The organism is Halomonas sp. YLB-10 (genome assembly GCF_003856855.1).
GTDB lineage: Bacteria > Pseudomonadota > Gammaproteobacteria > Pseudomonadales > Halomonadaceae > Halomonas > Halomonas litopenaei.
On the sequence record NZ_RRCU01000001.1, the window covers coordinates 939,102 to 965,731 of the forward strand.

The window sequence follows — 26,630 nt, forward strand, 5'->3', positions numbered from 1 at the left end:
GCGGCAAAGCGGCATTCAATTGTCCCCCTCGCGCTCGAGCAGCAACTCGAGGGCCAGCCGCGTATCCGGCGTCACGCCGGCGAGCTCGAGGGCTCGACGCGGTGACATCCAGGCCACACTGGTGACCTCCTCGGCCTGCAGCGACAAGGGGCCGTCCCACTCTACGCAGTAGACGCTGCCAAAGATGCGATACCCGTCCTCATCGTAGCGAAACTCCAGGCAATGGCGCAGCGCTACTGCGCGGATACCGAGCTCCTCGGCCAGCTCACGACGTGCCGAGACGTGGACCGCCTCCCCGGCGCCGACCACGCCTCCCGCCGCCAGGTCCAGTCCGCCGGGAAAGGCTTCCTTGGTCAGCGTTCGATGCTGCACACATAGTTCACCACGGCGATTGCGTACCACGATGTAGGTGGCGCGGTGCCAGAACCGATAGCGGCGCATTTCTGCGCGCCAGGCGCTGCCACAGGGACGATTGCGGGCATCCACCACCTGCACACGCTCCCGGGCGATCACCGCTGCGGGCGCCTCACGCTGGCTGTCAGGGGACGCCTCGCCAGCATTCGTCACGCCAGAGGCCGTGGGAGCCGAGTCGAAAGAGGAAACAGGGCACATCGAAGGGCTCCACCGAGAAAGCCCCAAGACTACCCATCCCGTCCCGTTGCGTCATCCCTCTCGTTTGACCCGAGGGGCACAGCACACCATGCTGAATATCAGGTCTTTCGTCATCAGGACAGGGCCATGCATGACCAAGCTCCGCGAGAGTGCCTGGCGAGCCACCGGGTCGACAATCAGCCGTATTCTCTTCCCTTCGACGCCTTCGCCGACGACGCCGTGCTTCAGTTCTGGCTGGCCCATCTGGCGCCGGCCTGGGTGAGTTGCCGACTGTCCCTGCTGGGCCAGGATGTCGGTCGTGCGGAGACCCAGCGACTGGGTGACGAGGCCAACCGCCACCCACCCTCATTGCGACTTTTCGATCGTCACGGTCGCCGACTCGACGCCGTCGATTACCACCCGGCCTACCACGCTCTGATGCGCCTGGCTACCACCCGTGGCGTCCACGCCATGGCCTGGACGGAGGAGGGGCGCGGCGGTCATCAGGCGCACGTGGCGGGACTCTATCTGCTGACCCAGGCCGAAACTGGCATCTGCTGCCCGGTGACCATGACCCACGCCGCCTACCCGGTGCTGCGTCGAGAACGCTCGCTGCCGGATTGGTGGGCCTCTGGGCTGCTCGTCGAGGACTACGATTCCAGGGCCCTACCGGCGAGCGACAAGCACGCCCTGACCTTCGGCATGGCGATGACCGAGAAGCAGGGTGGCAGCGATGTGCGCACCAACACCACCCGAGCCGAACTTGGCGAGGACGGCTGGCGCCTGTACGGACACAAGTGGTTCATGAGCGTCCCCATGTCCGACGCCTTCCTGACCCTGGCTCAGCGAGACGAAGGCCTCAGCTGCTTCCTGGTGCCTCGCTTCGCCCCTGATGGCGAGCGCAACGCCATCGAGATTCAGCGACTGAAGGACAAGTGCGGCAATCGCGCCAATGGCTCCGCCGAGATCGAATATCGGGGGGCCTGGGCCCACCCGCTCGGCGACCCTGGACGCGGCATCGCCACCATCCTGGAAATGGTTCAGCAGACCCGTCTCGACGCCGCCAGCGCCCCGGTGGGCATGATGCGCCAGGCCTGGCGCGAGGCCTGGCAGCATACCTGTCAGCGTCATGCCTTCGGGGCGCCCTTGGCCGAGCAGCCGGTGATGCGGGCGGTACTGGCGGATCTGGCGCTGGAGGTGGAGGCCGGCGTAGCGCTGATGCTGCGCACCGCTCAGGCCTTCGACGGCGCCAGCCGCGGGGAGGAGCAGGAGCGCGCCCTGGCCCGACTGCTGCCGAGCCTGGCCAAGTACTGGCACAACAAGCGCGCCCCCAGCTTCATGGCAGAGGCCATGGAGTGCCTCGGTGGCATCGGCTACGTCGAGGAAGCACCGCTGGCGCGGCTCTACCGCGAAGCGCCGGTCAATTCCATCTGGGAAGGGTCCGGCAACGTGATCTGCCTCGACGTGCTGCGGGTCATGGCGCGACACCCCGAGGCCATGGCGGCCCTGTATCAGCTGTTCGAGCATGCCCGAGGTGGACATCCGGATCTGGATCGCGCCTTGGCCCTGCTGCCTCAGCCACAGACCAGCGAAGACCTGGTGCCCAGGGCCCGCTGGCTGACCCAGTGGCTGGCCCAGTGCACCCAGGCAGCGCTGCTGGTCCAGCACGCGCCCCACGAGGTGGCGGATACCTTCTGCCGCACCCGCCTGGGCCAGCACCCGAGCCCGGCCTATGGCGTGTTGCCGACGGCAAGTCCGCTGGACGCCATCCTCCATCGCTCGGCGCCAGCATGAACCGACATCGCCAGCAGCCTCGGCCACGAAATGCTCGCAGCCGACGGCGGCCTTATCCCGCCAGTACCCTCAGCGCCAGCCCCAGCAGCAGCACCCCGCTGATGCGATTGATCCAGTGGGCGCGAGCCTGGAGCCAGGGCAGCACGCGGGAGTGCGACAGCCCCAACGCCACGATGACGTACCAGCCACCGTCGATCAGCATCGCCGTCAGCACAATGATGGCACGCTCGATCGAGGACATTTCGGGACTGACAAACTGACTGAGCAGGGCGACGAAGAACAGGATCAGCTTGGGATTACCCAGGGCAACCAACAGCCCTTCTCTCGCAGCGATGCGGTGACTGGCGGCGGTGGGTCGGGCGCCCAGCGCTCCGCCACGCCCGGCCCTCAGCGCCTTTATGCCAAGCCAGGCCAGATACAGTGCCCCACCGATCGTGATCACGCGAAAGGCGGATGGATGGCGTTCGATCACCTCCCCCAGTCCCCAGACGGTCAGCAAGGCGTAGAGGCCGACGCCCAGCGCATGGGCGATCGCCGCCACCACCCCGGAGCTGCGCCCCCCTCCCAGCGTATGACGAAGCACCAGGGCCAGACTTGGACCAGGAGACATGGCCCCCATGGCACAGATGGCGGCCAGAGACATCCACAATGACAGCGGCATCACACTCCCTCGTGAGAATTCCGATGGACTAGACGACGAATGGCGCACAGTTCAGCGTGCTGACACCTACGACCCACGGCGCTCAGCGGCCATCCTTTGCGGCCTGAATCAAAAAAACCATTCTTCGGAAATGACAAAGTTCACGCCCAATGGTCATTTACAAGCATATTAGTATCGATAACGATACTAAATCGGCATCACCAAAAAACGATAACGATCAATCATCGCATGGGAACAGGGAGGGGACGATGTCTGCCCTTCAGGAAGGTCCGATCGTCCGGCTGATCACGCACCCCAACGTGCAGTCGCAGTTGTTCACCCATCACCTGAGCCAGGTACTCGACTGCCAGGTCAGTCCTCTTGCCCCGGAGGCGGTGTCCGGCCTGGAAGCGGAACTGTCGAACTCACCTCCTGGTGTGCAACTGTGGCTACTGGACGCCGATCAGCTATCGCACAGCGACATGCATCGCTGCCACGAGCTCAAGGCACAGTTTCCCGACATTCTGCTGGCGGCGTTCAACCTGGCCAACCAGGAACAAGCCGCTGAATTGTTGGCGTCATTGCACCTTCAGGGCATCTTCTATCGCCGCGACGAACTGGACAATATCTGCAAGGGAATCATCCAACTCCTCGATGGCGCCCTGTGGATGTCGCGTCCGCTGCTACAGCAGATGTTCGAATATTTCCGACGACAGCAGTTCAACACCTACCGTCCCGTCGCCGGTCTGACCCAGCGGGAGCTGGAAATTCTCGGCTTCATCGGCAACGGCGCGTCCAACCAGGATATCGCCACCCAACTGTTCCTGAGTGAGCATACGGTCAAGTCTCACCTGTACAACATCTTCAAGAAGATCAAGGTGCATCACCGCGCCGAGGCCGCACACTGGGCGCGCAAGCACCTGGGCATCCCGCCCCCCATGACCAAGAATTCACATCGCAGCCGTCTGCCCCGGGAGCTCGAGCCTCGCTGAACCGATCACGACATGGCCTTGCGGCCAGGCTCACTGCAACGAGAACAACATCATCGCCCCGGCACCACTGCTGGACGAGGAAGAACGATTGCCGCGCCCGGTGACCAGCACCTCCAGCCGGCCCCCGGACGCCTGCTGGATGACGGTCATGCTGAACCTTCCGTCGGGCAGGCGCTCTACCCGAGGCGCCCGTCCCGCCCAGGTCCCGCTCCTGTGCTCCTGCCCCGGGCCCGTCCACTCCCACTGAGCGGTGAAGGGAATGCCCTGAGTCCCGGAGAACCGCACGACAATATCGGCCACGGCAACGCCTGTACCCGCGAGGAAAAGCCCCAGCCCGAGGACACACCCTGAGAACCGGTGAGTGAATCGGCCCATCTCCCTCCTCCTTTGCTCATCCAGGCGATGCCAAAGGCTTCGGCTGCGCTGCTCACTGGGCCTTGAGCGAGAAGTCGATGAGCGAAAAGTCGACGAGCGAAGGTTAGACAAGGCAAAAATCGGTGAGAAAGCGCAGTTTACGGGGTGTAAATGAGTATTTTGACCGGGCTGGCGTACCAGACGATTTTTAACGCCGTATTACCGAGCGCAGGCACTTTTCAGACAAACCTAGCGATGAAACTGACGCTCTCGCTCCGGCTGCCACAGTATCTCTTCCACCCGCCAGCGCCCTGGCTTGCCCAATGCCACCTGGGTCGTCCACTCTTCCCCGACCCGACGGGTCAACAGCTCGGCGCCCAGCGGCGCCATCACCGATAGACCATCTTCGGTCGTCGCCAGCGCATGAGGATAGACCAGCGTGCGCGTCAGAAGTCGGTCCGTGTCGACGTCCCTGAGCACAACCTTGCTGTTCATGCTGACCACGTCATCGGGCATCTCGTCCGGGTCGCGAATCTCGGCACGCTCCAGTCGCTCTTCCAGCAGGTCGGCGGCAGCCCGTTCGGTTCCGCAGGCTTCATCGATCAGGCGCTGTAAACGCTCCGCATCAAGACGGTTGGCAAGTCTCAACGACATCCTTGGCACCTCACTGCTATACGTCGGCCTGCGTCGAAGACAGGGATCGAGAATCAGGCCTGGCAACAAAAAAAGCCCTCCCCGATATAGGGAAGGACTCGTATCAGTTTCAGCATACGACAACTTCTAAAAATAAGAAACTACTTATATTAAACTCGCACCCGCCTCGCCCCTTGCCTGGACACCGTTCTGTCGCCGTCGCATCGACAAGCGCGGACGCAGTTGACGATCGATGTGACAGGCCTGGCAAGCCTGCCTCTACACCGCCGCCTGCCTCCGGAGGCGTCAAGCGCGCTGGGTTCACGGCATGGACAGGCTGCTTTTCCAGCCCCCATACTACGTCGCTTTACCCACGCCCGAGGCCCCATGCCGACGAGTTCCACCGCTTCAGAGTCCTCTCCAGAATCCTTGACCGAACTGCTCGACCAGCTACAGGCTGCCAGCCAGGACAAGCGCTGCCTGAGTCTGGCTGAGGTCATCAACGCCGTCGGCAGGCGCAGCTTTGCCCCCATCCTGCTGGTCGCAGGCCTGGTCACGCTCACTCCGCTGATCGGTGATATCCCCGGTGTGCCCACCATGATGGCGCTGCTAGTCGTGCTTGCTGCAGCACAATTGCTGGCCGGAAAAAAGAGCGTCTGGCTGCCGGCCTGGCTGGCCAGGCGAGAGGTGGAGACCGACAAGGTCGAGCGAACCATCGGCTGGCTGCGCAAGCCGGCCGCCTGGATCGATCGGTTGTTGAAACCGAGGCTGACTGTATTCACCGGTCAGATCGCCCGTTACCCCATCGGCCTGGCCTGTCTGGCCATTGCGCTCGCCACGCCACCGATGGAGCTGATTCCATTCAGCGCCACGCTCGCCGGCGCGGCACAGTCCATGTTCGGCCTGGCCCTGCTGGCACGAGACGGCCTGATGGCGCTGCTGGGCTATCTCTTCACCCTATCGACCGCCTGGGTGGTGCTGGTGGCGCTCTAGGGCTTGTCTGAAAAGTGCCTGCGCTCGGTAATACGGCGTTAAAAATCGGATCAAAATGCTCATTTACACCCCGTAAACTGCGCTTTCTCACCGATTTTTGCCTTGTCTAACCTTCGCTCGTCGACTTTTCGGACAGCGCCTAGCACGAAGCCCCCCCTTCTTTAGAGCAAAGCCGGCGCAGCCCACTCTCTCTGATCACTGTTCGGCCTGGCCCTGCTGGCACGAGACGGCCTGATGGCGCTGCTGGGCTACCTCTTCACCCTATCCACCGCCTGGGTGGTGCTGGTGGCGCTCTAGCGCTGGCCGCAGGAGCGGTCGATGGCCTCGAGCCATTTTGCCACCGCCTCGGCGCCACCGTCGGGCACGCCCATCACCCGATCGCCGAGGTAGGCCGCGCGACCAAAGCGTGGATGCATGCAGGCCGAAGCCTCGACGCCGCGCCAGGCCGCCTCGACCGCCCGAGCAAAGGCCTGAGATCCGTCCAATCCCTCTGCCAGCGCGGCCTCGAAGGCCTGGCTGGCCGGCACCAGAGCATCCAGCATGGTGCGATCCCCAGGAGCAGCACCTCCGATCTCGGCGATAGCGTCGCCGGCGGCCTTGAGCGCTCTTGCCCAATCCTGCGCCGCGACCTCCCCTTCGCTCGGCAATGCCTGCGACGCACGCAGCAGGGCAAAGGCGTAGAAGGGACCTGAGCTTCCTCCGATCGCTCGCCTCAGGGCCTCCCCGGCTCTGGCCAGGCAGTCGGCAGGCGCACCAAAAGCGCTGTCCGGCAGCTTGCGCAGCGCCTGGGCCGCGCGCACCATGCTGGCCCCCAGGTCGCCGTCGCCGGCGGCACTGTCGAGCTCGGTCAAGCGCTCCTCGCTGGCCACCATGGCGCTCGCCACCGCCGCCACCGCTCGCTGAAGTCGCTCGCAGGGTGGTCCAGCCTCGTCGGCGCCCGGCAGCGGCTCATCAAGCACGCTGGCAGTCACACTCTTCACCTCCGCTGCCACTTCGGCACTGCCTGGCCAGATGCGTACCTCGGTCGGCGACGTGAGCAAGTCCTCGCGGGCTTCGTCGAGCACCATCAACGACAGCGAGCACCCCGGCATTTCCAACGCCGTCATGAAGTTGCCGCACCACCCCAGCACCGGCTCGGCCCCCAGCTCACGCAGCCTGGTCAAGGCCCGTCGCGCCACGATGGCAAGCTCCATCGGCGGTGTGCCGCCGAGACCATTGACCAGCACACCCAGACGACACCCCTTCACCGACAACGCCTGGCTCAGAGATTCCAGCATGCTATCGACGATGGTATCCGCCGGCAGCATAGCCGACTTGCGAACCCCTTTCTCGCCATGGATGCCCAATCCGAATTCGATCTCGTCATCACCGAGTTCGAACCCCGGCCGGCCGACCGCCGGCACCGTGCAGGCACCCAAGGAAATACCCATGGTCGCCACCGATTCGGCCGCTCCCCGAGCCAGCGCGGCGACCTCCTCGAGGGGTAGACCACGGGCCACAGCGGCACCGGCGATCTTGTGCACCAGTACCGTCCCGGCCACACCACGACTCTGCTCCCGGGGTAGTGAATCGCGCAGCGCCACGTCATCGGCGACCATCACCACCTCTACTGGAAGCCCCCGGACCCTTGCCAGTTCAGCGGCAAGGCGGAAGTTGAGACGATCCCCGGTATAGTTCTTTACCACCAGCAGGGCCCCACGTGGGCCGGCGCAGGCAAGGATCGCCGCCAGCACGGCATCGACGCTCGGTGAGGTAAAAACGTCTCCCGCCACGGCGGCCGTCAACATGCCGCGCCCGACGTAGCCAGCGTGGGCCGGCTCGTGTCCGCTGCCGCCGCCGGATATCACCGCCACCGGCCGACGCTCAGGGTCTTCAGGCAAGCTAGCGTCGATGACCACGTTTTCTTCATCCATCAGCGCAAGCCCGGGATGAAGGGCCACCATGCCTTCCAGCATCTCGCGAACGCTGCCTCTGGGATCATTGATCAGCTTCTTCATGATGAGCCTCCTGCCCGACGGTGGATTCAGAATGGCAACATGGATGAGCCTCGACCCCTTGTAAAGCCGGCGCACAAGACTCGCCCCGCGCTTCACGCACGGCCAGGGTGCGCTGAAGCGAAGAGCTGGCCACAGGTTTTTCCGCCACACTGGGCCAGTTGTGCCCAAAAAACAGCAAAGTAGCGCTATCGCACAACCATGCTCATGGCCACCTGATCCTGGTCAAAGGCACAGCCGTCCAAGGGGGCTATTCTGATCCTGCCGACCAAGGATTGGTCGAGTGACAAGTCACCGACGGCATGGACGCCGTCGCCTCGCCTTTCGGGGGCAAGAGGCGGCATTCCGTCCCTCTTCCCAGCAGGGACCGATATGAAAACCTCTCGCCATGACCTGAAACTGTCCGACCCGCTTCACGACTACCTGCAGCACCCTTCCACACGACACGCCGTGGACGCCCTGCTCGCCCATGAGCTGGAGCACCTGGCGGTCGGCATGCAGTGGGACGAACTCATCAACCACTGCAATACGCTGATTCTGGCGCATCAGATCCGCAACGATTATCTAGAAGTCCTGCTGAAGGCGTCGAAGCGCATCTGGAAGCCATTGATCAAGGGCACCATCTGGCGCGAGCTCTCCATCGGAGAACTCCCCCCAGAACAGCAACCGAGCCCCCAGAACGTCTGGACCCAAGGGTTGTTTCGGTGCTTCATCAACCGCGACAACGGCCTGCCACTGACCACCTTGCTGAGCTGGCATCAGGGCGAAGGGCTGGTGGCCGCGTTCAGCATCGAACCGCGGGATATTCACGACATTCCGCCAGGGTGGGAGATCGATGGACAGGACTCCCGCTACTGGCGGACCCAGCCTGGCCTAGCCGAGTATCACCACTCTTCGCTGTTGGACATTTCATCGCTGGCAGGCCTGGCCGAGACCGCCATCACCGCCCTGAGTCAGGCTGAAATCGAGCCATCGTGAACGAGTAAACCGGCGCCCCCCTTCGCCGCAAACAAAGCATATCGGCCTTGCTCCATGCCTTGCGGGGCGCCTTTCGGCCTATTGGTCCCGCACAAATACTCGCTCTCCGGCAATCCAGGTTTCACTCACCCGGGTTTGCCAGAGCTCAGCCGGATCGGCACGCAGGATATCGGTATCCACCAGTACGAAATCCGCCCACTGCCCCGGCATCAAGCCACCCAGGCTACCCTCCTGGTGCGCCGCGTAGGCCGCATCGACGGTAAAGCCGCGCAGGGCTTCGGCCACGGTGAGCTTCTGCCCGGGTAGCCAGCCTCCTTCGGGCTGGTCGTCGCGGTCTTCCCGAGTCACGGCGGCGTGCAGGCCGTAAAAGGGGTTGGCTGGCTCGACCGGAAAGTCGGAACCCGCGGCGATACGGCTACCACTGTCCATGAAAAAGCGCCAGGCGTAGGCACCGGCAAGACGCTCCTGGCCTAGCCGGTCGCCGGCCATGTTCTTGTCACTGGTCGCATGGGTGGGCTGCATCGAGGGAATGACGCCAAGTTCCGTAAATCGCGGTATATCATCAACGCTCACCACCTGCGCATGCTCGATGCGATGGCGAAGCTCACGCCGCTGGGGATCCTGCTCCAGGCTACGCGCATAGACGTCCAGAGCGACACGATTGGCCCGGTCGCCTATCGCGTGCATATTGGCCTGGAATCCCTGGCTGCTGACCTGATCGACCAGCGCCTGCAGGGCATCCTGATTCTGGATCATCAGTCCGCTGGAATCGGGTCTATCACTGTAGGGTGCCAGCAGCGCCGCTCCTCTGCTGCCGAGGGCGCCATCTGCATAGATCTTGACGCTGCGAATATCCAGCCAGTCGTCGGGGTCGTCGTGGATGCCCTGCGCGAGTATCTCGTCAAGCTTCGGGTCGCTTGAAGACACCATCGGGTAGATACGCACCCCCAACTCACCTGCATCGGCCCTGGAGTGGTACATCTCAAGCTCAGCGGCGCTGGCGCCGGCATCGTGCATTCCGGTGATGCCAAGCTCCTGCAGATGTGCCACGGCGGTATCGAAGGCCTTGGCCATTTCCTGTGCACTGCGCGGGGGAATCTTGTCGGTGATGAGCAGCTCTGCATTGTCGATGAAAACGCCGGTCGGTGTGCCGGCATCATCACGAATGATCTCGCCCCCTTCAGGTGCCTGCGTCTCGCCATCCACGCCTGCCATTTCCATGGCCTTGCTGTTGACCCAGATCGCATGCCCATCCACTCGACTCAGCACCACGGGACGATCGGCAATCACTTCATCGAGCACTTGCGCGGTAGGAAATGCCTTGCCGTCCCACAGCACCTGATTCCATCCCCTGCCACGTATCCATTCCAGATCGGGATTTGCCGCGGCGAAGTCGGCGACTTCCCGGGCGCTCTGCTCGGCCGACGCCAGGCCACGCAACTCGACCTCGAGCAGGCCATAGCCGAGCCCCATCAGATGCCCGTGGGCGTCGATCAGGCCAGGCAACAGCGTGCGGCCTCCCGCATCGATCGTTGCCTGTGGTTCAGGGTACTGCGATAGCAGTTGCTCATCGCCTCGTGCCACCACCTTGCCATCCTCTACGACAAGGGTGGCAAAGCTCACCAACTGGCGATAGGCATCGAAACCGTAGCCGTTGGCATCATGAATCACGGTGGTATTGGCACAAACACCAAGACTGGCGCCGGCAACCGACAACGCAAGCAACGTTTTATTGAGCATGGGCCCACCCTTTCATCTTGTTGTCATAAGGCCTGAATCAACTTTCAGCCTAGCCGTATTGTTCGGCGGCACCCTACGAGCATGGGAGATACAAGGAAGGACTATTACTTACAAACACCGAGGAAAAAGAAGGCAAATAGACTAAGACAGGACCATTAATCTGGCATACAACATCGGCACGCATTGTCACCGCTGCCTACCGAGATGCGTTCGGTGCATGCCTTAGAGTCAGGCTTGAGCGTCCTGAAGGTCTTGAGCGGATTAGGCGGTCGATTTATCGAACCGGCTGACAAAACATGGATCAGGCGAGACAAGCGCCAGAATGGGTACTGAGCTTGTTTCCAGGCTCGCTACCTTTTGCGTGGACGATGGTCGGGTCGTGACAACACCGACCCTCATGATCTGCTGACCCGAGCTTGAACGGTCTCTCTGGTTGCCCATCGAAGGTACTGCTCTGGCCTATCTCGAGTCGCTAGCGCCTAGGGAACTGCAGATAGGGGAAAACGAGCGTAAGGAGGGAATACACGAACTGCATTGGGAATGGTGCCGGTGGTCGGACTCGAACCGACACACTGTTTCCAGCGGCGGATTTTGAATCCGTTTTTCGACAACTCCAGGCCGCGCTTGCAACAGGCACTTGTCGATAAATCAACCACTTGCACTCTTACATTAGTTACACACAACACGTTGATTCGCCTCAATCTGCGACCAAACTGCGACCACATTGCGCAATACCACTGCAGCGGACGAGCGTCCGCTGCAAAAGTGACGGCGGTGTCGCCGGCCATTTTCACAGTGGATCTACAACCAAGGGATCATCAGAACGGCCAGGCCTTCAGCAAACCGCTGGAGCTTCTGGAGCAACTCGCCGCCCGCAAGCGCGATGCCCTCGAGTCCGGGCGCAAGGCGTCGGGGTAGGCGGGCATCACCTACGCCGGCGATCCCAGCAACCGGCAAGCGCTGATGGAGCCCTGAACCTCGCCGCCACCACCGGCCAGACCGCATTCGCACGCTGGAAGGACAGCGATAGCCAGTTCCACGCCGACCACCCCGTCGCCGACGTCCGCCAGGCGCTGCTCGACATCGCCAACCGCCGCAGCGAGCTGATCGCCTGCGAAGGCGAGCTCAACGCCCAGACTGCTCTGGCCGCCGAGGACCGAACGGAGCTCGAAGCTGTGGAGTGGTCGGAGGGGGTGGCGTCTCTCAACCTGCCCATTCCGGCCGGTTAACCCCCGGCCGTTTTCGTTAGGATGGGGCCGTCATGCAATGAGCAAGGGGGGCACCAGGTGGAACAGGATCTTGCGACTCAACTACTCACCAAGATGACCGAGCTGAAGGCCACCGTGGAGGACAGCGGCTCGCTGTGGGTAGTGGCACTGCCTGCGATCATCACCGGCACTGTAGGCTTTCTCGCAGCGTTCATCCCCGCCGCGCTGCTGGAGCGCCGCAGGGAGATCCGCCAATACAGGACCCTTCGTGCCTCTCTGATCGCCGAGATATCCGCCATGAGCGAACTCATGCGATCACGCGGATACCTGGAGGACCTTCAAGCGGGCGCGGAAGGAGGGCTTCCGGACCTGTCAGTGAAAGTGCCCAGCGACTACTTCAAGGTCTTCAACGCCAACGTCGACAAGCTCGGCCTGCTGGAGCCCGAGGAGGCATCTCGCATTGTCCAGCTCTACCAGCTCGTTGAAAGTGTCATCCAAGATGTGATCCCCGGCGGGATCCTCTATACCGGTGAAGGCGGAAAGGAGACCTTCCAACAGGACCTCGCCTTCCTGAAGCGCGCCCTGGACCTCGCCGACCGGCTGATCGCTGACCATGCAGCCGACCAGCAGCGACGCCGCATGGGGGCGTTATCAGCCGTTAACGGGTGGTCCGTTCGGTAGGATGGGCAGGCACTGCGGAGCATTCAGGAGAGCGATATGGCAGCAGGGACAAGCGCAATAGCGATAGTTGGCGCCATTACGGGCGTGGCGTCGTTCGGCTGGCAGGTTTTCAAGTACCTCAAGGAAGGGCCGATCCTACGCATCAAGGTCTCTCCGGGCATGCAAGTAGTTGGTCCAGATGCTGAATTGGAGGAGGAACCTTGGGCGCTGGTCAGCATTGCGAATGCTGGCTCTCTGCCCACCACGATCACCCACCTGTTTAGCCACAGCTATCAAGGGCGGTTAGATAGACTGCTTAGAAGAAAGTCCGTCACCACCACGCTCTTCCCTCATCCCGACCCAGGTCGCTTGCCTAGCAAGCTAGCGCCAGGCGAGCTCTGGACCGGGATGGTGAAGGAAGAACACCTTCGAGAATCGCTCGAGCACGCTGACCATTTGTATGTGGGGGTTTACCACGTCTTCAGCGATCGCCCCAAGGTTGTACGGGTATCTCTGGAGAGGAAGGCCCGTGAAACGGATTCTGCAAAGTCTCAGACCTAGCTGTGATCTCTCGGTAGGTTGTTCATCCGGAGCCTACCCGGAAGACTGGAGATGCGAACCAACCAATCGCTCCAGGAGGCCCGGATGAACACCCATAAGAATGCCCGTCTCACTCCGCATGGTCGAGCCCTGCTGGCCGCTCGCGTGATCGATGAAGGGCTTCGGCCCAGAGAAGTAGCGCAAGCCCAGGGCGTCAGTGTGAGAACGGTTTACAAGTGGGTGCGTCGTTTCCGCGAGGAGGGTCGCGCCGGTCTCAAGGACCGTACGTCACGCCCTGCCCGAAGCCCCTTCGCGACAGGCGCGGCTACTGTGGAGCAGATCATCGAACGTCGTCAGCAGCGCCAGACCTATCGTCAGATCGCCGAGACACTGGGCATCGGCCACAGCACGGTGGCGCGCATTCTCAAGCGCAAGGGGCTGAACCGGTTGGCTGTCCTGTCACCGGCCAGGCCCGACAACCGCTACGAACACGACGCCCCCGGGGATCTCCTGCATCTGGACATCAAAAAGCTGGGACGCTTCGAGCGACCGGGACATCGCGTGACCGGCGATCGCCAGCAGAACACGCGTGGCGCGGGGTGGGAGTACGTTCATGTCGCCATCGACGACCACACGCGATTGGCCTTCAGCAGCGTTCACCCGGACGAGACGAGTTGGAGCGCCTGCCTGGCCCTGCTTCAGGCCATGCGCTACTACGCCAGCCTGGGCATCCGCTTCATCCGGGTGCTCACCGACAATGGCGCCTGCTACCGGTCCCGGCGCTTCCAGCGCCTGTGCCGGCGGCTGAGGCTGAAACACCGCCGGACCAAGCCATATAGCCCGCGCACCAACGGCAAGGCGGAACGATTCATCCAGACGGCGCTACGTGAGTGGGCCTACGCCCGGTCATACGCCAGTTCGGCAGAGCGTGGCAGGCACCTGCCCGCCTGGCTCCATCAGTACAACTGGCATCGGCCGCATGCCAGTCTGGATTACCACCCTCCGGTTAGCCGGCTGGGCCTTTCCGTGAACAACCTGGTGGGTTTACACACCTAGCTCTCCGTGGTGCATTTATCCAGCGCGAGCTTATGCCAAAGTTTCCGCTAGGCGGTGGTGTGTGATTGATAGCCATTGCCGGCTGATGCTAAAGCGAGCGCTAGGCTGTGCCAAGTTCGGCGCGCGGTTACACACAGCCGCCTCAGTGGCTATTCCCACCAATGGGAAACAACCGGCAAGGCATCGCCCGCCAGCTGCAGCGGCTCGCCGATGAGCGGAGTGACCAGTCGATACTCACGTCCTTGGCTGGCCGCCGCAATGCGCTCGAAGGGTTCCTGCCAGGTGTGCCGGGCGAGCGCGAACTTGCCAACATGGGCGGGCAGCAGTGCCGCGGCCCTGAGCTCTTCCGCCGCTTGCGCGGCCTCCTCGGGCGTCATGTGGATATAGGCCCAGCGCGAATCGTACTGGCCATGGTCCAATGCCACCAGATCGAAGCCGTCGAAGCGTTGCCCGATCTCGGCAAAGTGGGGCCCATAGCCGCTATCACCACTAAATAGGAGCCGTCGCTCGGGGGTTTCCAGAGCGAAACCGACCCACAGGGTCTGATTGCGCTGCAGCATGCGCCCTGAGTAATGCCGCGCGGCCAAGACATGCAACGTCAGCTCGTCGTCCAGTTCCAGGGTGTCGTTCCAGTCGTGCTGGTGGACGTTCTCGGGGTCATACCCCCACTGCTCGAAATAGGCGCCTACTCCCAGACCCGTCACCACGTTACCGACCTTGGATTTCAACGCCGTGATGCTGGGATAGTCCAGGTGATCCCAGTGATCATGGGTGATCAACAGGTAGTCGATGGACGGTATATCCTCGGCGCTGTAGGGGTTGGTGCCGGCAAAGGCACGATTGGCGAAGGGGACGGGCGCGGCATCCTCGCTGAAAACCGGGTCGATCAGGATCCGCTTGCCACCCAGCTGCACGTAATAGGAGGAATGCCCCAGCCAGATCACCAGATCCTGGTCAACATTCAGCGCCTGCAAGTCCGTCTTTACTGAAGGAATGGCGTCCTCCGGCGTCAGCCCCTCATTGCTCGCACGGAGGTTCTCGACGAGTACTGACAGGAAGCTGCGGTTCTGGGTGAACATCGGGGTATCCACCAGGTTGCGGAAGGCACCGTCCACGTAGTTGGGAGAGCGCTTGATCGTGGCGAGAGCGTTACCCTCGGGCAGCTCGCCGAACTTGGGGTGCTGAAGATAAGCCCACCCTCCCAGCAGCAGTACACCGGCGAGAGTGCCGATCACCGTTACCATCTTCCTAAACTTCTTTTTCATTTCGACATTTCCTGATGGGCAACGCTCCGACGAAACAGCGGATGCAATCAGGGCTGCGGGGATGTCCCGCAGCCCTGACGGTCGGTTAACAGGCGTTCACCGTTCGAACGGCTCGAGGCGGGATCAGATCGGCTGAGCGGTGGGGCGAAACAGGATCTCGTTGACGTCGACATCCTCGGGCTCGTTGATCGCGAAGGCGACCATGCGCGCGAAGCTGTCCGCCGGAATCGCGATTTGGCTGACGAAGTCCTTGGTCTGCGTCTGGATCTCCTGATCGCTGATATGATCCAGAAGCTCCGTTGCCACCGCGCCGGGCGAGATGACGGTGGTGCGGATGTTGTAGGGCTTCACTTCCTGGCGAAGCCCTTCGGAGAGGGCGCGAACACCGAACTTGGTCGCGCAGTAGACGGTCGCGTCGGGCCCCATCTTGTGACCGTAGACAGACGACACGTTGATGATGTGCCCGGACTGCTGCTGCTTCATGTGGGGAAGCGCCGCCGCGATGCCATACAGCGTGCCCTTCAAGTTGACATCGATCATCTGCTCCCACTCGTCGATCTTGAGCTGTTCGAGGGGAGCGAGCGGCATCAGGCCGGCATTGTTCAGCAGCACATCCACCTTGCCGAAGTTCTCGACTGCGGCATCGATCAGCCGGGTGACCTGCGCCTTGTCGGTGACGTCGGTGGCCACCGCCAGGGCCTGGTGGCCTGCCTCGGTGAGTTCCTTAGCCAGCGCATCGATGCGCTCCTGGCGGCGCGCGCCTAGGACGACGACGGCGCCCCGCTCGGCGAGGTGGCGCGCCGCCGCCTCGCCGTTGCCGCTGCTGGCGCCCGTGATGACGATTACCTTGCCTTTGACGTTGTCGATCATGTCATTTGCCTCTGTGTGTTCTGTTGAATGTTGCTTGTTCAGTGTTGAAGGGTCACCCGACGCTCGTCGGGGTCACTGCGCGGCGTCCATGCGTTCGATCCGGGCCGGCAGCGGGCCCTTGGCTTCCAGCGCCGCCGTGCTGCCGTCGATCCTCCCCAGGCGAACCAGGCCCCGCGCGTAGCCGAAGTCGCGATAGAAGATCGCCAGGTTTCCCCAAGGGGCGTAGAGGGTGATATCGCCGACCTCGGGGTCGATGCCCTCGGGCTCACTCTCCGTCGGTAGCGGGCCGGGAAGGTCCGCAACCTTCTCAATGGCGTGAAAGTCCTCGAGGCTCAGTTCCAGCGGCAGCATGTCCGCAAAGGCCCGGGCGGCCGGGGTGTCCTCGAGGGTCGCCGCGAGCGTCTGGCCTTCCAGGACGATCTGTATCTTCATGAGAATCTCCGTTGACGGGGCGCCGTCGGCTAAGGCTTTCGCCACGCAGGCGAGGGTGACGACGGCCATGGCGGCCTTGAGGGCCTGGCGCCGCATGGGATCAGCGCACCGTGTAGCCGCCGTCGACGGCCAGGGCGTGGCCCATCACAAAGGTCGAGCCGGGGCCGCACAGCCACAGCACCGGGTCGGCGATCTCCTCGGCGGTCCCCAGGCGACGGGCCGGGACCTGCTCCATCAGGATATCCATGGCCTCGGTCTCCTGCTCCTTCATGCCGGCGACCATCGGCGTATCGATGATGCCGGGGCAGACGGCGTTGATGCGGATGCCCTGGGCGGCATACTCGAGCGCCGCGGTCTTGGTCAGGCCGTGCACGCCATGCTTGGCGGCATGGTAGGCGCCGCGGCCCGGCACGCCGACGAAGCCGCCGAGCGAGGAGCAGTTGACGATGGCGCCGCTGCACTGCTCGCGCATCTGGCGCAGCTCGTACTTCATGCACAGCCACACGCCGCGCAGGTTGATGCCGTTGACGCGATCGAACTCCTCGCTCTCGAGGTCCGCGGTCTCGGTGGCGATCGACTGCACGCCGGCGTTGTTGAAGGCGGCATCCAGCGCGCCGAAGGCCTCGACCGTCTGCTCGACCATGGCCTTCACCGAGGCCTCATCGGTCACGTCGCAGGTGATGGCCAGGGTCTGGGCGCCGTTGGTGGCCAGCTCGTCGGCGGCGGCCCGAACGGCATCGCCATTCACGTCGGCGAGCGCCACCATCGCGCCGGCCTCGGCGAAGGCCCTGGCCGTGGCCAGCCCCATGCCGGACGCGGCGCCGGTGACCAGTGCGACCTTGCTCGTGAAATCATGACTCATGCGTGCTCTCCCGAAGTAAGTGATGGAGAGGATGGTACGCCGGGCTCGCCAGCACGATTAGCCCGGACAATTTGCAAGCACTCATGATTACGGCTCATCAATCACGAGCGATGGCCACGGCCAGCGCGATCACGGCGCGTCGCCGGCGTACTGCTCGTCGGTGACCGGTTCCATCCAGACGACGTTTTCGCCGTCCTTGAACTGCTGGATCGCCATGTGGGTGACCGCGGTGGTCGCGGTGGCGCCGTGCCAGTGCTTGACCTCCGGCGGGCACCACACCACGTCGCCCGGCTCCATGAGCCGCTTCTCCTCGCCCTCTTCTTGCACCCAACCGGCGCCGTCGGTCACCACCAGCACCTGCCCGGCGGGATGGGTGTGCCAGTTGGAGCGCGCCCCCGGCAGGAAGGTCACCTTGCCGCCGTTGACGACGAACGGCGCCTCGTTGGAAAAGACTGGCTCGATATAGGCGGTGCCGGTGAACTTGTCGTCGGGGCCCATGAAGCCCTCACGGGTGCCATTCTTGATGACCTCCATGCTCTGGGCGACGGCGCCGGTCGACACCAAGGCAGCGGTCAAGGCGATAGCGCTGAATCGGATCATGCGAACTCTCCTCGAGTGGGGTAAGCGGCAAGCCTCGGGGCTGCCGGAATCGGTGGGGGGATAGCCGAGGCGCGGCAAAAGCCCGGTAGGGGCTACGCCGAGGGGGCCTCTCGTTCGATGTCATGGCGCAGCCAGACCACGCCGCCGGGCAGGGTCTCGCAGGCGCGCAGGTGAAGGCGCTGTCCCGCCGCGGGGCGGCTGCCCGGCGGACCCGTGTGGTCGAAGATGGAGGGCTCGCCGGCGAGGCCATCCAGGGCCGGGCAGACCAGGATGCTCAGCGCATCGATGAGCCCCGCCGCCAGGAAGGCGCCGTTTGTGACCCCGCCGCCTTCGAGCAGCAGGTGCTCGACGCCGAAGGCCTCGCCGAGCGTGGCCAGCGCCGGGGCGAGGTCGTCGCCGTCCGGCCCGGCGAAGAGATAGGTCACGCCGGCCTCGCGCAGCCGGGTGAGCCGTCGCTCCGCGACCCGCTCCGAGAGGATCACCACCACGTGGTCGCCCTCGACGTGATCGGCCTCAAAGCGCAGTCGGCCAGCGGGATCGATCGCCACGCAGAGATCACGGCCGGCGCGCGCCGCCAGGTGCGGGGGGCGCGAGCGCGGCGCCTCGAGCCGTTCCGCCTCGGCGTGCTCGGTGACGAATTCCGCCATGGTCCGGCGCCCGACGATCCAGCCTTCGGCCTTCAGCCGGCTCGCCGCCGCCTCGTAGTGGCGCGCCACGAGCTCATCGATCCGGCCGTCCGCCGGGTCGCCCCAGCGCTGTGGATGCAGACGGCCGTCGAGGGAGGTGATCATGTGGCAGGTGATGCTGGGGCGCATGGCGTCTCTCCCGGGTCAGCCGGCATAGTCCCGGTCGCTGACCTTCTCCTGCCAGGTCACCACCGAGCCGTCGACGGCTTCCTGGATGGCGATGTGCGTCATGGCGACCTCCGGTGCCGCCCCGTGCCAGTGCCTCTCGTTGGCCGCGAACCAAATAACGTCCCCGGGGCGAATCTCCTCGACCAGGCCGCCTTCGCGCTGCACGCGCCCCACCCCCTGGGTCACGATCAGGGTCTGACCGGCGGGATGCGTGTGCCAGGCGGTGCGCGCCCCCGGCTCGAAGGTCACGGCGGCGCCGGAGGCGGTCCCGGGCGCCTCGGCCGAAAACAGCGGATCGATTCGCACGGTGCCGGTGAAGTACGCCTCCGGCCCTGGTTGGGACGCTTGGCTGCCTGCGCGGGTGATCTTCATGGTGAACTCCTCTCGCAATGCGATACCGGCTCCGTGATACCTGCTCTCGCGACGCGCAACCTGCCAGGGGACCGGGGAGGCCGGGGTGGTGGAAAGAGCAGCGGAACAGAGCGGATACCAGAAAAGATGGTGTGCCTATCAAGATAGTGGGCACCCGCTTATCGATAAACGGGGGTGGGCGACTAGAAGTTATGAAATTGGTTCATGAGTCTGCCTCTCCTCCGAGCCGTTCGAAGCGATAGACGAGGGCCGGTCCACCGGGCTGCGCGTAGGCGAGTTCGGCGGTCACCATGGCGAAGGGCTCGACGAAACGAGCCGTGTGCAACGGACCGGCGTCAAGGGGCTCATAGCCGACGTCACGGATCAGCCGGCGGGCCACCGACTTGGCCCCGGCATCGTCGCCGTAATAGAGCAGCTGGGGGCGCAGCGAGACGGCTTCCCGCGCGGCGAAGACCTCAAACAGGGCTTCGCTGGGACAGGTATTGAAGGCCGAGACGAATCGCGCCCGGGGCAGCCGCCGCGCCAGCGCCTCCGCTCCCGAGGTGGTGGTGCCCAGCACCAGGTCCCGGTTGTCGAGATCGAGGGGCACGCAGCAGTTGACGACCACCCGGTCGGCCAGGTCGCCGGCCTGCCCCAGCACATCGTCGATCCTCGACCAGTGCACGGCCAGCAGCACGGCGTCGGCCCCGTCGATGGCCTCGGCGGGCGTGCCCGCTCGTGCCCCCGCGTCCCGAGCGAGGCGTTCCAGCCTCTCCGGGCGGCGCGAGTAGCTGAACGTCACGTCGTGGCCGGCCCAGGCCCAGAGGGTGCCGAGCTTGGCGCCCATCAGGCCGGCGCCGAGTATCCCGATCTTCATGAAGGTCTCCCATCAAGATGCTTCATCAGACGGTAGCACCCTGCTCGCGGCTGATAAGTTGCTACAATCGAAAAACAATTATGAGAGAGGCTCATCAATGCTGAGGGAGAACGTCACCGACCTGATGTCCTTCGTCGTCGTCGCCCGGGTCGGCAGCTTTACCCGCGCCGCGGCGCAGATCGGCGTCTCGCAGTCGGCGTTGAGTCACGCCGTGCGCGGGCTCGAGAGCCGACTCGGCGTTCGCCTGCTGACGCGCACCACGCGCAAGGTAACGCCGACGGCGGAAGGGGAGCGCGTCCTCGAGCGGATCGCGCCCCACTTCTCGCAGATCGAGGAGGAGCTAGAGGCGCTGGTCGAGATGCGCGACCGGCCGGCCGGGACGATCCGCATCACCGCCACCGATCATGCCGCCGACGCCGTGATCTGGCCGAAGCTGGCGCCGGTATTGAAGGCTTACCCCGAGCTCAAGGTGGAGGTCGTCACCGACTACAGCCTCACCGATATCGTGGCCGAGAAGTTCGATGCCGGCGTGCGGCTGGGCGAGCAGGTCTCCGAGGGCATGATCGCCGTGCGGGTCGGCCCGGACTTTCGCATGCTGGTGGTCGGCTCGCCCGCCTACTTCGAGGGGCGGGAGAGGCCGCGGGTCCCCCAGGACCTGACCGACCACGACTGCATCAACCTGCGCCTCTCCACCCATGGCGGCCTCTACGCCTGGGAGTTCGAGAAGGCGGAGCGCGAGCTGAAGGTGCGGGTGGACGGCCAGTTCACCTTCAACACCATCTATCCGGTGGTGCGGGCCGCCCTCGCCGGGTACGGTCTCGGTTACGTGCCGGAGGACCTGGTGCGCCCCCACCTCGATAGCGGCGAGCTGGTGGCGGTACTGGAGGACTGGAGCCCGCCGTTTCCCGGCTACTTCCTCTACTACCCCCATCGCCGGCAGTCGTCCCTGGCCTTCGGGGTCATCGTGGACGCCTTGAAACATCGCTCCTGACGCCGTCATTCATGAACCTCCTTCATAACAGCATCCTGTTCGGCAGGCTTGTTCCCTAGCTCACCCGTTGCCACCGTGAACGGCGGTTCGGCACGTATTGCCTCGAGGACCGAGCCCCCTCATGACCAGGAGACGACGATGAAACTCGCATCCGCTTCATTGCTGACACTCGCCATGTCGACGGCAGCGGCCCTGCCTGCCCTGGCTGACGACCCCGCCCCCTCCTCGGACGTGCCCGGCACCGAGGAGATTGCCGCCGTCTCTCCGGCGCTTGCCGCCTACCAGGAGGACCTGGTGCTGGGTGAGGTCTGGGCTCGCGAGGGACTCTCGCCCCGGGACCGCAGCGTCGCCACCCTGGCGGCCGTGATCGCGCGCAACCACCGCGTCGAGATGCGGGCCCAGGTCGAGCGGGCCCTCGACAACGGCGTCGACCCGGCGGTGATCTCCGAGACCATCACCCATTTGGCCTTCTACACCGGCTGGGGCAATGCCATGTCGGCGGTCGCCATCGTCCAGGACGTCTTCGCCGAGCGCGGGATCGGCGAAGATCAGCTACCCGACGCCGACCCCGAGCTGCTGCCGCTCGACGAGGAGGCCGAGCAGGCCCGCGAGGCGAGCGTCGAGGCCACCTACGGCGGCTCCTCCGACGGCGTGCTCCAGTACACCACCGACGTGCTCTTCCGCGACCTCTGGCTGCGCCCGGCCTTGAGCCCGCGCGACCGCAGCCTGGTCACGGTCAGCGCCCTGATCGCCGCCGGCAAGATCGAGCAGGTCGGCTTCCATCTCAATCGCGCCATGGACAATGGCCTGACCCGCGGCGAGGCCTCGGAGCTGCTGACCCAGCTGGCGTTCTATGCCGGCTGGCCCAACGTATTCTCGACCCTGCCGGTCGCCAAGGAGATCTTCGAGTCACGCGCCGAGTGACGCCCGATCCGCCGGTCGTGCCCCCCGAACCGAAAAAAAGCTCCAGGAGAGAGTGATGCCCACCCTGACGATCAACGGCTAACAGCATGACGTGGACGTACCGGAGCGGATGCCGCTGCTCTGGGCGCTGCGCGACGTGGTCAACCTGCCCGGCACCAAGTTCGGCTGCGGCCAGGGCCTGTGCGGCGCCTGCACGGTGCACCTGGACGGCCAGGCCACGCGTTCCTGCATCACCCCGATCTCCGCCGCCCAGGGGCGCGAGATCACCACCATCGAGGCGCTGGCCGAGGACGCCACCGGCCGGCGGGTCCAGCAGGCCTGGCTGGACCTGGACGTGGCGCAGTGCGGCTACTGCCAGGGTGGTCAGATCATGATCTTGCCCACGAACAGTGGACACCCCGTTAAGGCAGTACACTGAACGAGGTGACCCTATGGCAAGGCAAGCAGCATCGATGAAGAAGACCCGTACCCGTTACACCCAGGCCTACAAGGATGAGGCCCTGGCACTTGCTGATCGTGTTGGTACCAGTGCCGCCGCTCGTGAGCTGGGGCTTCAGCCCAGCCAGTTCTACCAGTGGCGAGCCAAGGCCCAGCAGCAGCAAAGTGCTTCGGCCCGCGAGCAGGCCTTGGCTGAAGAGAACGCGCGCCTCAAGCGTCAGCTGGCTGAGCAGTCGGAAGAGCTTGAAATCGCAAAAAAAGCCGCGGTGTACTTCGCGAAGAGCCTGAAGTGAAGTACGCCTTCATCCAGCAGCATCGTCAGGCATTCAGCGTTCAACGGATGTGCGCGTTTCTCGGCGTTGCCCGCAGCGGCTACTACGCTTGGCGACAACGTGGTGGTGGGCCGTCTCCCCGCCGCTGCCGACAAGCGATCACCGATCAGCGTGTGGCTCAGGCCTTCGAGAAGGGGAAGGGGCGCTCAGGCGCCCCCAGGCTGACCCATGACCTGAACAATGCTGGCGTAGCAATCTGCCGCAATACCGTGGCCGCCAGCCTCCGTCGGCAGAACCTGCGCGCAAAAGCCGCTCGCAAGTTCAAAGCCACCACGAATTCACGGCATGGCCTGCCAGTCGCACCAAACCTGCTGGAGCAGGACTTCACCGCTACGGCACCGAATCAGAAATGGGTCGGCGACATCACCTACCTGGCGACCGGTGAAGGCTGGCTCTACCTGGCCGTGCTGGTCGACCTGTACTCACGCAAGGTGATCGGCTGGGCGATGAGCGAGCGCATGACCGCTGACCTGGTCGGCGATGCACTGAAAATGGCCCTGTGGAGCCGGAAGATGCCCAAGGGCGTGATCGTCAACTCGGATCGTGGGAGCCAGTATTGCTCGACGCTGTACCAGTCGCTGCTGACGCGTCACGACCTCCAGTGCAGCATGAGCGCCAAAGGCAACTGTTACGACAATGCCTGCGCTGAGAGCTTCTTCCACAGTCTCAAGGTCGAAGCCATCCACGGCGAGCGATTCGAGACCCGTGAGGCGATGCGACGACAGGTGTTCGAGTACATTGAATTGGACTACAACCGGCAGCGGCGGCACAGTGCAATCGGGATGATCAGCCCAGAGGCCTTTGAGGCCCGAAAGATCGCTTAGACTGGTGTCCACCAATGCTGGGTAAGATCAGTTGCTGGGCAAGATCAACCCAGCATTAGCGGCGTAGGGTGTGCAGAAACCAGGGGGTCATTACAGCTCTGGCAGGTGTAACTACAAAGATGCCATAAGGGGAGCACAAGCACTGAAAGAAAAAACAATAGAATCAGCAGATTACGCGGCCAGTTCTCAAGCTTGAGGGCACTGATCTGGTAACACACTCAGCATCTAGCAGACGAATTTTGTAGGATAAAAATGATCTGGGTCAATGAAAATATCCCATACCCCCCTAAGATACTTAGATATAGAATCATATTTCAGTATGCACCTAACCTTAACGTGGATTGACCTACTTCGAGGATGAGATAATGAATATCCGTATTGAAAAGAATTTGGTGAGAAGCATGCACAAGGTTTCGGAATTTTTCTACAAGAACCACCTTTCGAAACTGCTTCTCGACATACAGGATGAATCTCCCGAAGCTTACCAGAAGATAATCCAGGATGTAAATTTCTCACTTGAAGATAAATTCGAGAGTGAAGTAGCTAGGCGTATGAATAATGGAAACTACGGGGGGTTGATACCGGCCAATACTCTGATGCCAGCAATGATGAGCCGGTTTGGGGTTTCGAAGAGTGACTTTTCAACCGGAGATTCTCCTGAGTTTGAAACCTTGGAAGAAATATGCAATAACTGTTCGGTAGTAGGTACCTGTTGGAAGTCTATGCGAGCAGGAGCCTCGGCCCCAGAAGCGCGAACTTTCTGCCCCAGTGCAGAAGCTTTTCAAATCAAGGGTAAGACCAGTTTATAATACCATATATGCCAGTTTACGTTCCCAAGTGCAACATCGTACCTGATGGCTCACGTTTTGCACTTGGTCATTGAGACCGCCCATACGGTATACAGACGGAACATTGAATTTCACGATTTCACACTGACCAACTCGTTCCATCGCGTCATGTACCTAGGTGTCATCCTTTCACACCGTAGCCCCCAGGCATTACCTGGCCTATTTACACATAGGAATGATTGGGCCAATCGAAATCCCCCAAAAGTTATCAGTCGGATAGACCGGGCAGTTGCTCTGCCCGGCCCCGACTAAATAGCATCTTATGGCAGCACGCCCTCATGTAACTTTGACATTCTTGCCGAGAACCAGCAAGCGAGAAATATCATTAGCCCGGCGATATCGGAGTAAAACCCAAACGAGAAGAGGCCGGCAGGAATCAGTGCCAAGATACCACCCAAGATCAATGCACCTCGGAATGCAGTACCTCGGCTACCTCTCATGTAACCAACGATACCCGAAGTCACCATATAAATACCGAGGGTTGCCGAAGCCAATGCCCAAAGTACACCTATTGGACTTCCTTCAAGAATCAGTGAAGGCGCAAACAGAAAGAGAAATGGCACCACATATGCTGGCCAAGCGAGGCGCATGGCAGACGCGCTAGTTGACCACGCCTTTGTATTTGCGATATTGGCTGCCGCGAATGCGGCCAGCGCCACTGGCGGCGTTACCATTGATAGCAAGCCGAAATAGAAGACGAAGAGATGGGCTGCTATAATCGGAATGCCGAATTCAACAAGCGCAGGAGCGACTAGTGTGGCGAGCAAGATGTAAACCCCGACTGTAGGCATCCCCATACCGAGAATTACACTTATCAAGGCCGTGATAAAAGCCAAGATTACGACATTTCCACCGCTGGCATTAATGATGTGTAGTGTAAGGTTGAAGGCCAGTCCTGAGAGATTCAGCACGCCAATGATCATACCCGCGGCCGCACAGACAATAACAAGGTTAGCCGCTGCACTTCCGGCTGACGAAACTACAAAAATGATGTCACGTAAGCTGATGCGTTTGCCTCGATAGCCAAAAACCAGGCTCACGACCAGCAATGTCAGGATGGAAAGGACGGCAGCCCTCTCGGGACGCATGTTGAGCGTAAATAACGTATAGAATAGCACTACAAAAGGGAGAAGAAAGTGCCAACCTTGACGTAGAGATTGCCATCCAGATGGAATCTCCGCTCGTTCAATGGAACGAATGCCGTGCTTGGCAGCCTGCAAGTCGACGTTGATGAAGATGGCAAGATAGTAGAGAAAAGCTGAAGGCAATGCCGCAAGCATGACATCGGAGTAGTCGATTCCGATGAGATCCGCCATTATAAAGGCTGCGGCGCCCATTACGGGTGGAACCAATTGCCCACCCGTCGAGGCAACCGCCTCGACGGCACCGGCATAGGTAGACGGAAAACCGGCTCGCTTCATCATAGGGATGGTCACGACTCCGGTTCCCACAACGTTACCGACCGCACTCCCTGATATGGAACCAAAAAGTCCAGATGCGGTGATAGCCACCTTTGCGGGACCACCACGAAAGCGGCCCATACCGGCAAGAGCAACATCATTGAAGAAATCGGCAGCCCCGCAGCGAGCCAAGAGTTTTCCAAACAACATATAGGGAACGACCACAACTACTGCCACTTTGAGGGCGGTACCGAGCATGCCGTTGGCATCAATAGCAAGATACACTAAAAGCTCTGACAGTGATGTCGGACGGCTTTGCAATTCTCCAGGGACGAGATGACCGAACAATCCATAGCCCATAAATAGCAATACTACTGCCATAATCCCCACCCCTGCAGATTTGGGGAGGTTAAGCATCATCGCTGCGAACACAACACCACTCAACACGATGAGCCAGCCAGGCATAAACCCGCCTCATTCATCAGAGTGCCGAATGAGGGTCTTGAGTCCATCGATTGCCAGCACCGACCCACTTCACCGTTATGTGGTCGCCGGATAGCCGGGTGATCTATAACCCGATCAGGTTTTT

At 62.5% G+C, this 26,630-nt stretch carries 27 protein-coding genes, 1 tRNA gene and 1 pseudogene; 12 read left to right on the top strand and 17 right to left on the bottom strand.

Going from position 1 to position 26,630, the window contains the following annotated elements; genetic code table 11:
• Positions 1-15: 15 nt before the first annotated feature.
• Positions 16-567 carry an NUDIX hydrolase gene (locus EBB56_RS03915; protein WP_260425279.1) on the bottom strand — a complete coding sequence of 184 codons (552 nt, stop codon included), beginning with the start codon at positions 565-567 and terminating at the stop codon, positions 16-18.
• Between the two features lie 171 nt (positions 568-738).
• Here EBB56_RS03915 and EBB56_RS03920 point away from each other — a divergent pair, with 171 nt between their 5' ends.
• A complete protein-coding gene (locus EBB56_RS03920; protein WP_124802867.1) occupies positions 739-2,385 on the top strand; it encodes an acyl-CoA dehydrogenase family protein in 1,647 nt (548 codons plus the stop codon).
• 52 nt (positions 2,386-2,437) lie between these two features.
• On the opposite strand, the gene EBB56_RS03925 is transcribed toward EBB56_RS03920, so the two are convergent.
• Positions 2,438-3,046 carry a LysE family translocator gene (locus tag EBB56_RS03925; protein WP_124802869.1) on the bottom strand — a complete coding sequence of 203 codons (609 nt, stop codon included), beginning with the start codon at positions 3,044-3,046 and terminating at the stop codon, positions 2,438-2,440.
• Positions 3,047-3,294: 248 nt separating this feature from the next.
• Here EBB56_RS03925 and EBB56_RS03930 point away from each other — a divergent pair, with 248 nt between their 5' ends.
• Positions 3,295-4,017: a response regulator transcription factor gene (locus EBB56_RS03930; RefSeq protein WP_108131263.1), complete on the top strand. Its 723-nt coding sequence runs from the start codon at positions 3,295-3,297 to the stop codon at positions 4,015-4,017.
• A 30-nt stretch (positions 4,018-4,047) separates the two neighbouring features.
• Here the strand turns inward: EBB56_RS03930 and EBB56_RS03935 are convergent, their stop codons facing one another.
• Together EBB56_RS03935 and EBB56_RS03940 are read right to left on the bottom strand one after the other, a co-directional pair.
• Positions 4,048-4,317, bottom strand: a complete 270-nt coding sequence (locus EBB56_RS03935; RefSeq protein ID WP_124802871.1) for a hypothetical protein — start codon at positions 4,315-4,317, stop codon at positions 4,048-4,050.
• Positions 4,318-4,620: 303 nt separating this feature from the next.
• Entirely contained in the window at positions 4,621-5,025 is a 405-nt protein-coding gene (locus EBB56_RS03940) for a GreA/GreB family elongation factor (RefSeq protein WP_045992777.1), read from the bottom strand.
• 366 nt (positions 5,026-5,391) lie between these two features.
• Between EBB56_RS03940 and EBB56_RS03945 the strand changes: the two genes are divergently transcribed.
• Positions 5,392-5,997: an exopolysaccharide biosynthesis protein gene (locus tag EBB56_RS03945; protein ID WP_124802873.1), complete on the top strand. Its 606-nt coding sequence runs from the start codon at positions 5,392-5,394 to the stop codon at positions 5,995-5,997.
• A 293-nt stretch (positions 5,998-6,290) separates the two neighbouring features.
• Here EBB56_RS03945 and EBB56_RS03950 read toward each other — a convergent pair whose 3' ends face one another.
• A complete protein-coding gene (locus tag EBB56_RS03950; protein WP_124802875.1) occupies positions 6,291-7,994 on the bottom strand; it encodes a dihydroxyacetone kinase family protein in 1,704 nt (567 codons plus the stop codon).
• A gap of 369 nt (positions 7,995-8,363) precedes the next feature.
• On the opposite strand from EBB56_RS03950, the gene EBB56_RS03955 reads away from it, so the two are divergent.
• Positions 8,364-8,969 carry a hypothetical protein gene (locus EBB56_RS03955; protein ID WP_124802877.1) on the top strand — a complete coding sequence of 202 codons (606 nt, stop codon included), beginning with the start codon at positions 8,364-8,366 and terminating at the stop codon, positions 8,967-8,969.
• A 78-nt stretch (positions 8,970-9,047) separates the two neighbouring features.
• Here EBB56_RS03955 and EBB56_RS03960 read toward each other — a convergent pair whose 3' ends face one another.
• Both EBB56_RS03960 and EBB56_RS03965 read right to left on the bottom strand, forming a co-directional pair.
• Positions 9,048-10,709, bottom strand: coding sequence for an amidohydrolase (locus tag EBB56_RS03960; protein ID WP_124802879.1), 1,662 nt, complete (start codon positions 10,707-10,709; stop codon positions 9,048-9,050).
• A 541-nt stretch (positions 10,710-11,250) separates the two neighbouring features.
• Positions 11,251-11,344 (bottom strand) — tRNA-OTHER (locus EBB56_RS03965).
• 651 nt (positions 11,345-11,995) lie between these two features.
• Here EBB56_RS03965 and EBB56_RS03970 point away from each other — a divergent pair.
• From EBB56_RS03970 to EBB56_RS03980, 3 genes are all read left to right on the top strand, one after another.
• Positions 11,996-12,598, top strand: coding sequence for a hypothetical protein (locus EBB56_RS03970; RefSeq protein WP_124802881.1), 603 nt, complete (start codon positions 11,996-11,998; stop codon positions 12,596-12,598).
• A gap of 36 nt (positions 12,599-12,634) precedes the next feature.
• Positions 12,635-13,138 (top strand): hypothetical protein, encoded by a 504-nt coding sequence (locus tag EBB56_RS03975; protein WP_124802883.1) that lies wholly within the window; start codon positions 12,635-12,637, stop codon positions 13,136-13,138.
• A gap of 84 nt (positions 13,139-13,222) precedes the next feature.
• Positions 13,223-14,173 carry an IS481 family transposase gene (locus EBB56_RS03980; RefSeq protein WP_124802885.1) on the top strand — a complete coding sequence of 317 codons (951 nt, stop codon included), beginning with the start codon at positions 13,223-13,225 and terminating at the stop codon, positions 14,171-14,173.
• 149 nt (positions 14,174-14,322) lie between these two features.
• Here the strand turns inward: EBB56_RS03980 and EBB56_RS03985 are convergent, their stop codons facing one another.
• From EBB56_RS03985 to EBB56_RS04020, 8 genes are all read right to left on the bottom strand, one after another.
• Positions 14,323-15,438 (bottom strand): MBL fold metallo-hydrolase, encoded by a 1,116-nt coding sequence (locus EBB56_RS03985; protein WP_124802887.1) that lies wholly within the window; start codon positions 15,436-15,438, stop codon positions 14,323-14,325.
• A gap of 123 nt (positions 15,439-15,561) precedes the next feature.
• Positions 15,562-16,308: an SDR family oxidoreductase gene (locus EBB56_RS03990; protein ID WP_124802889.1), complete on the bottom strand. Its 747-nt coding sequence runs from the start codon at positions 16,306-16,308 to the stop codon at positions 15,562-15,564.
• A gap of 72 nt (positions 16,309-16,380) precedes the next feature.
• Positions 16,381-16,740 carry a cyclophilin-like fold protein gene (locus EBB56_RS03995; RefSeq protein ID WP_124802891.1) on the bottom strand — a complete coding sequence of 120 codons (360 nt, stop codon included), beginning with the start codon at positions 16,738-16,740 and terminating at the stop codon, positions 16,381-16,383.
• A gap of 100 nt (positions 16,741-16,840) precedes the next feature.
• The gene (locus EBB56_RS04000; RefSeq protein WP_124802893.1) at positions 16,841-17,602 is read right to left on the bottom strand and encodes an SDR family NAD(P)-dependent oxidoreductase; all 762 of its coding nucleotides are present in this window, start codon (positions 17,600-17,602) and stop codon (positions 16,841-16,843) included.
• Between the two features lie 129 nt (positions 17,603-17,731).
• Positions 17,732-18,202 (bottom strand): cupin domain-containing protein, encoded by a 471-nt coding sequence (locus EBB56_RS04005; protein WP_185696371.1) that lies wholly within the window; start codon positions 18,200-18,202, stop codon positions 17,732-17,734.
• A gap of 92 nt (positions 18,203-18,294) precedes the next feature.
• Positions 18,295-19,017 carry a dihydrofolate reductase family protein gene (locus EBB56_RS04010; RefSeq protein ID WP_124802895.1) on the bottom strand — a complete coding sequence of 241 codons (723 nt, stop codon included), beginning with the start codon at positions 19,015-19,017 and terminating at the stop codon, positions 18,295-18,297.
• A gap of 15 nt (positions 19,018-19,032) precedes the next feature.
• Positions 19,033-19,428, bottom strand: a complete 396-nt coding sequence (locus EBB56_RS04015; RefSeq protein ID WP_124802897.1) for a cupin domain-containing protein — start codon at positions 19,426-19,428, stop codon at positions 19,033-19,035.
• Between the two features lie 202 nt (positions 19,429-19,630).
• Positions 19,631-20,284 (bottom strand): NADPH-dependent F420 reductase, encoded by a 654-nt coding sequence (locus EBB56_RS04020; protein WP_124802899.1) that lies wholly within the window; start codon positions 20,282-20,284, stop codon positions 19,631-19,633.
• A 97-nt stretch (positions 20,285-20,381) separates the two neighbouring features.
• Here EBB56_RS04020 and EBB56_RS04025 point away from each other — a divergent pair, with 97 nt between their 5' ends.
• The 5 genes and pseudogenes from EBB56_RS04025 (at position 20,382) to EBB56_RS04045 (ending at position 24,602) form a co-directional block, all read left to right on the top strand.
• Positions 20,382-21,275, top strand: a complete 894-nt coding sequence (locus EBB56_RS04025) for a LysR family transcriptional regulator (protein ID WP_124802901.1) — start codon at positions 20,382-20,384, stop codon at positions 21,273-21,275.
• Between the two features lie 138 nt (positions 21,276-21,413).
• A complete protein-coding gene (locus EBB56_RS04030) occupies positions 21,414-22,199 on the top strand; it encodes a carboxymuconolactone decarboxylase family protein (RefSeq protein ID WP_124802903.1) in 786 nt (261 codons plus the stop codon).
• Positions 22,200-22,290: 91 nt separating this feature from the next.
• Positions 22,291-22,572, top strand: a pseudogene (locus EBB56_RS04035) ((2Fe-2S)-binding protein); the annotation flags it as partial.
• A 58-nt stretch (positions 22,573-22,630) separates the two neighbouring features.
• Positions 22,631-23,793, top strand: a protein-coding gene (locus EBB56_RS04040) for an IS3 family transposase (protein ID WP_124802905.1) whose coding sequence is annotated in 2 segments (ribosomal slippage) — positions 22,631-22,889 and positions 22,889-23,793 — 1,164 coding nt in all. Because the reading frame shifts where the segments join, the coding sequence is not laid out codon by codon here.
• A 365-nt stretch (positions 23,794-24,158) separates the two neighbouring features.
• Positions 24,159-24,602, top strand: coding sequence for a hypothetical protein (locus tag EBB56_RS04045; protein ID WP_124802907.1), 444 nt, complete (start codon positions 24,159-24,161; stop codon positions 24,600-24,602).
• Between the two features lie 110 nt (positions 24,603-24,712).
• Here the strand turns inward: EBB56_RS04045 and EBB56_RS22300 are convergent, their stop codons facing one another.
• Both EBB56_RS22300 and EBB56_RS04055 read right to left on the bottom strand, forming a co-directional pair.
• Complete coding sequence (locus EBB56_RS22300; protein ID WP_185696372.1) at positions 24,713-24,829, bottom strand: DUF4113 domain-containing protein; 117 nt, start codon at positions 24,827-24,829, stop codon at positions 24,713-24,715.
• A 72-nt stretch (positions 24,830-24,901) separates the two neighbouring features.
• Complete coding sequence (locus tag EBB56_RS04055) at positions 24,902-26,506, bottom strand: TRAP transporter fused permease subunit (protein WP_124802909.1); 1,605 nt, start codon at positions 26,504-26,506, stop codon at positions 24,902-24,904.
• Positions 26,507-26,630 lie beyond the last annotated feature (124 nt).

Excerpts from the sequence above, each read along its gene's own strand:
- EBB56_RS03925 (WP_124802869.1), bottom strand. The coding sequence starts at position 3,046 with ATGCCGCTGTCATTGTGGATGTCTCTGGCCGCCATCTGTGCCATGGGG.
- EBB56_RS03920 (WP_124802867.1), top strand. The coding sequence starts at position 739 with ATGCATGACCAAGCTCCGCGAGAGTGCCTGGCGAGCCACCGGGTCGAC.
- EBB56_RS04015 (WP_124802897.1), bottom strand. The coding sequence starts at position 19,428 with ATGAAGATCACCCGCGCAGGCAGCCAAGCGTCCCAACCAGGGCCGGAG.
- EBB56_RS04000 (WP_124802893.1), bottom strand. The coding sequence starts at position 17,602 with ATGAGTCATGATTTCACGAGCAAGGTCGCACTGGTCACCGGCGCCGCG.
- EBB56_RS03955 (WP_124802877.1), top strand. The coding sequence starts at position 8,364 with ATGAAAACCTCTCGCCATGACCTGAAACTGTCCGACCCGCTTCACGAC.
- EBB56_RS04045 (WP_124802907.1), top strand. The coding sequence starts at position 24,159 with ATGAATATCCGTATTGAAAAGAATTTGGTGAGAAGCATGCACAAGGTT.
- EBB56_RS04030 (WP_124802903.1), top strand. The coding sequence starts at position 21,414 with ATGAAACTCGCATCCGCTTCATTGCTGACACTCGCCATGTCGACGGCA.
- EBB56_RS03950 (WP_124802875.1), bottom strand. The coding sequence starts at position 7,994 with ATGAAGAAGCTGATCAATGATCCCAGAGGCAGCGTTCGCGAGATGCTG.
- EBB56_RS04010 (WP_124802895.1), bottom strand. The coding sequence starts at position 19,017 with ATGCGCCCCAGCATCACCTGCCACATGATCACCTCCCTCGACGGCCGT.
- EBB56_RS03980 (WP_124802885.1), top strand. The coding sequence starts at position 13,223 with ATGAACACCCATAAGAATGCCCGTCTCACTCCGCATGGTCGAGCCCTG.
- EBB56_RS04025 (WP_124802901.1), top strand. The coding sequence starts at position 20,382 with ATGCTGAGGGAGAACGTCACCGACCTGATGTCCTTCGTCGTCGTCGCC.
- EBB56_RS03990 (WP_124802889.1), bottom strand. The coding sequence starts at position 16,308 with ATGATCGACAACGTCAAAGGCAAGGTAATCGTCATCACGGGCGCCAGC.
- EBB56_RS03940 (WP_045992777.1), bottom strand. The coding sequence starts at position 5,025 with ATGTCGTTGAGACTTGCCAACCGTCTTGATGCGGAGCGTTTACAGCGC.
- EBB56_RS03945 (WP_124802873.1), top strand. The coding sequence starts at position 5,392 with ATGCCGACGAGTTCCACCGCTTCAGAGTCCTCTCCAGAATCCTTGACC.
- EBB56_RS03975 (WP_124802883.1), top strand. The coding sequence starts at position 12,635 with ATGGCAGCAGGGACAAGCGCAATAGCGATAGTTGGCGCCATTACGGGC.
- EBB56_RS04055 (WP_124802909.1), bottom strand. The coding sequence starts at position 26,506 with ATGCCTGGCTGGCTCATCGTGTTGAGTGGTGTTGTGTTCGCAGCGATG.
- EBB56_RS03995 (WP_124802891.1), bottom strand. The coding sequence starts at position 16,740 with ATGAAGATACAGATCGTCCTGGAAGGCCAGACGCTCGCGGCGACCCTC.
- EBB56_RS03930 (WP_108131263.1), top strand. The coding sequence starts at position 3,295 with ATGTCTGCCCTTCAGGAAGGTCCGATCGTCCGGCTGATCACGCACCCC.
- EBB56_RS03960 (WP_124802879.1), bottom strand. The coding sequence starts at position 10,709 with ATGCTCAATAAAACGTTGCTTGCGTTGTCGGTTGCCGGCGCCAGTCTT.
- EBB56_RS03985 (WP_124802887.1), bottom strand. The coding sequence starts at position 15,438 with ATGAAAAAGAAGTTTAGGAAGATGGTAACGGTGATCGGCACTCTCGCC.
- EBB56_RS04020 (WP_124802899.1), bottom strand. The coding sequence starts at position 20,284 with ATGAAGATCGGGATACTCGGCGCCGGCCTGATGGGCGCCAAGCTCGGC.
- EBB56_RS04005 (WP_185696371.1), bottom strand. The coding sequence starts at position 18,202 with ATGATCCGATTCAGCGCTATCGCCTTGACCGCTGCCTTGGTGTCGACC.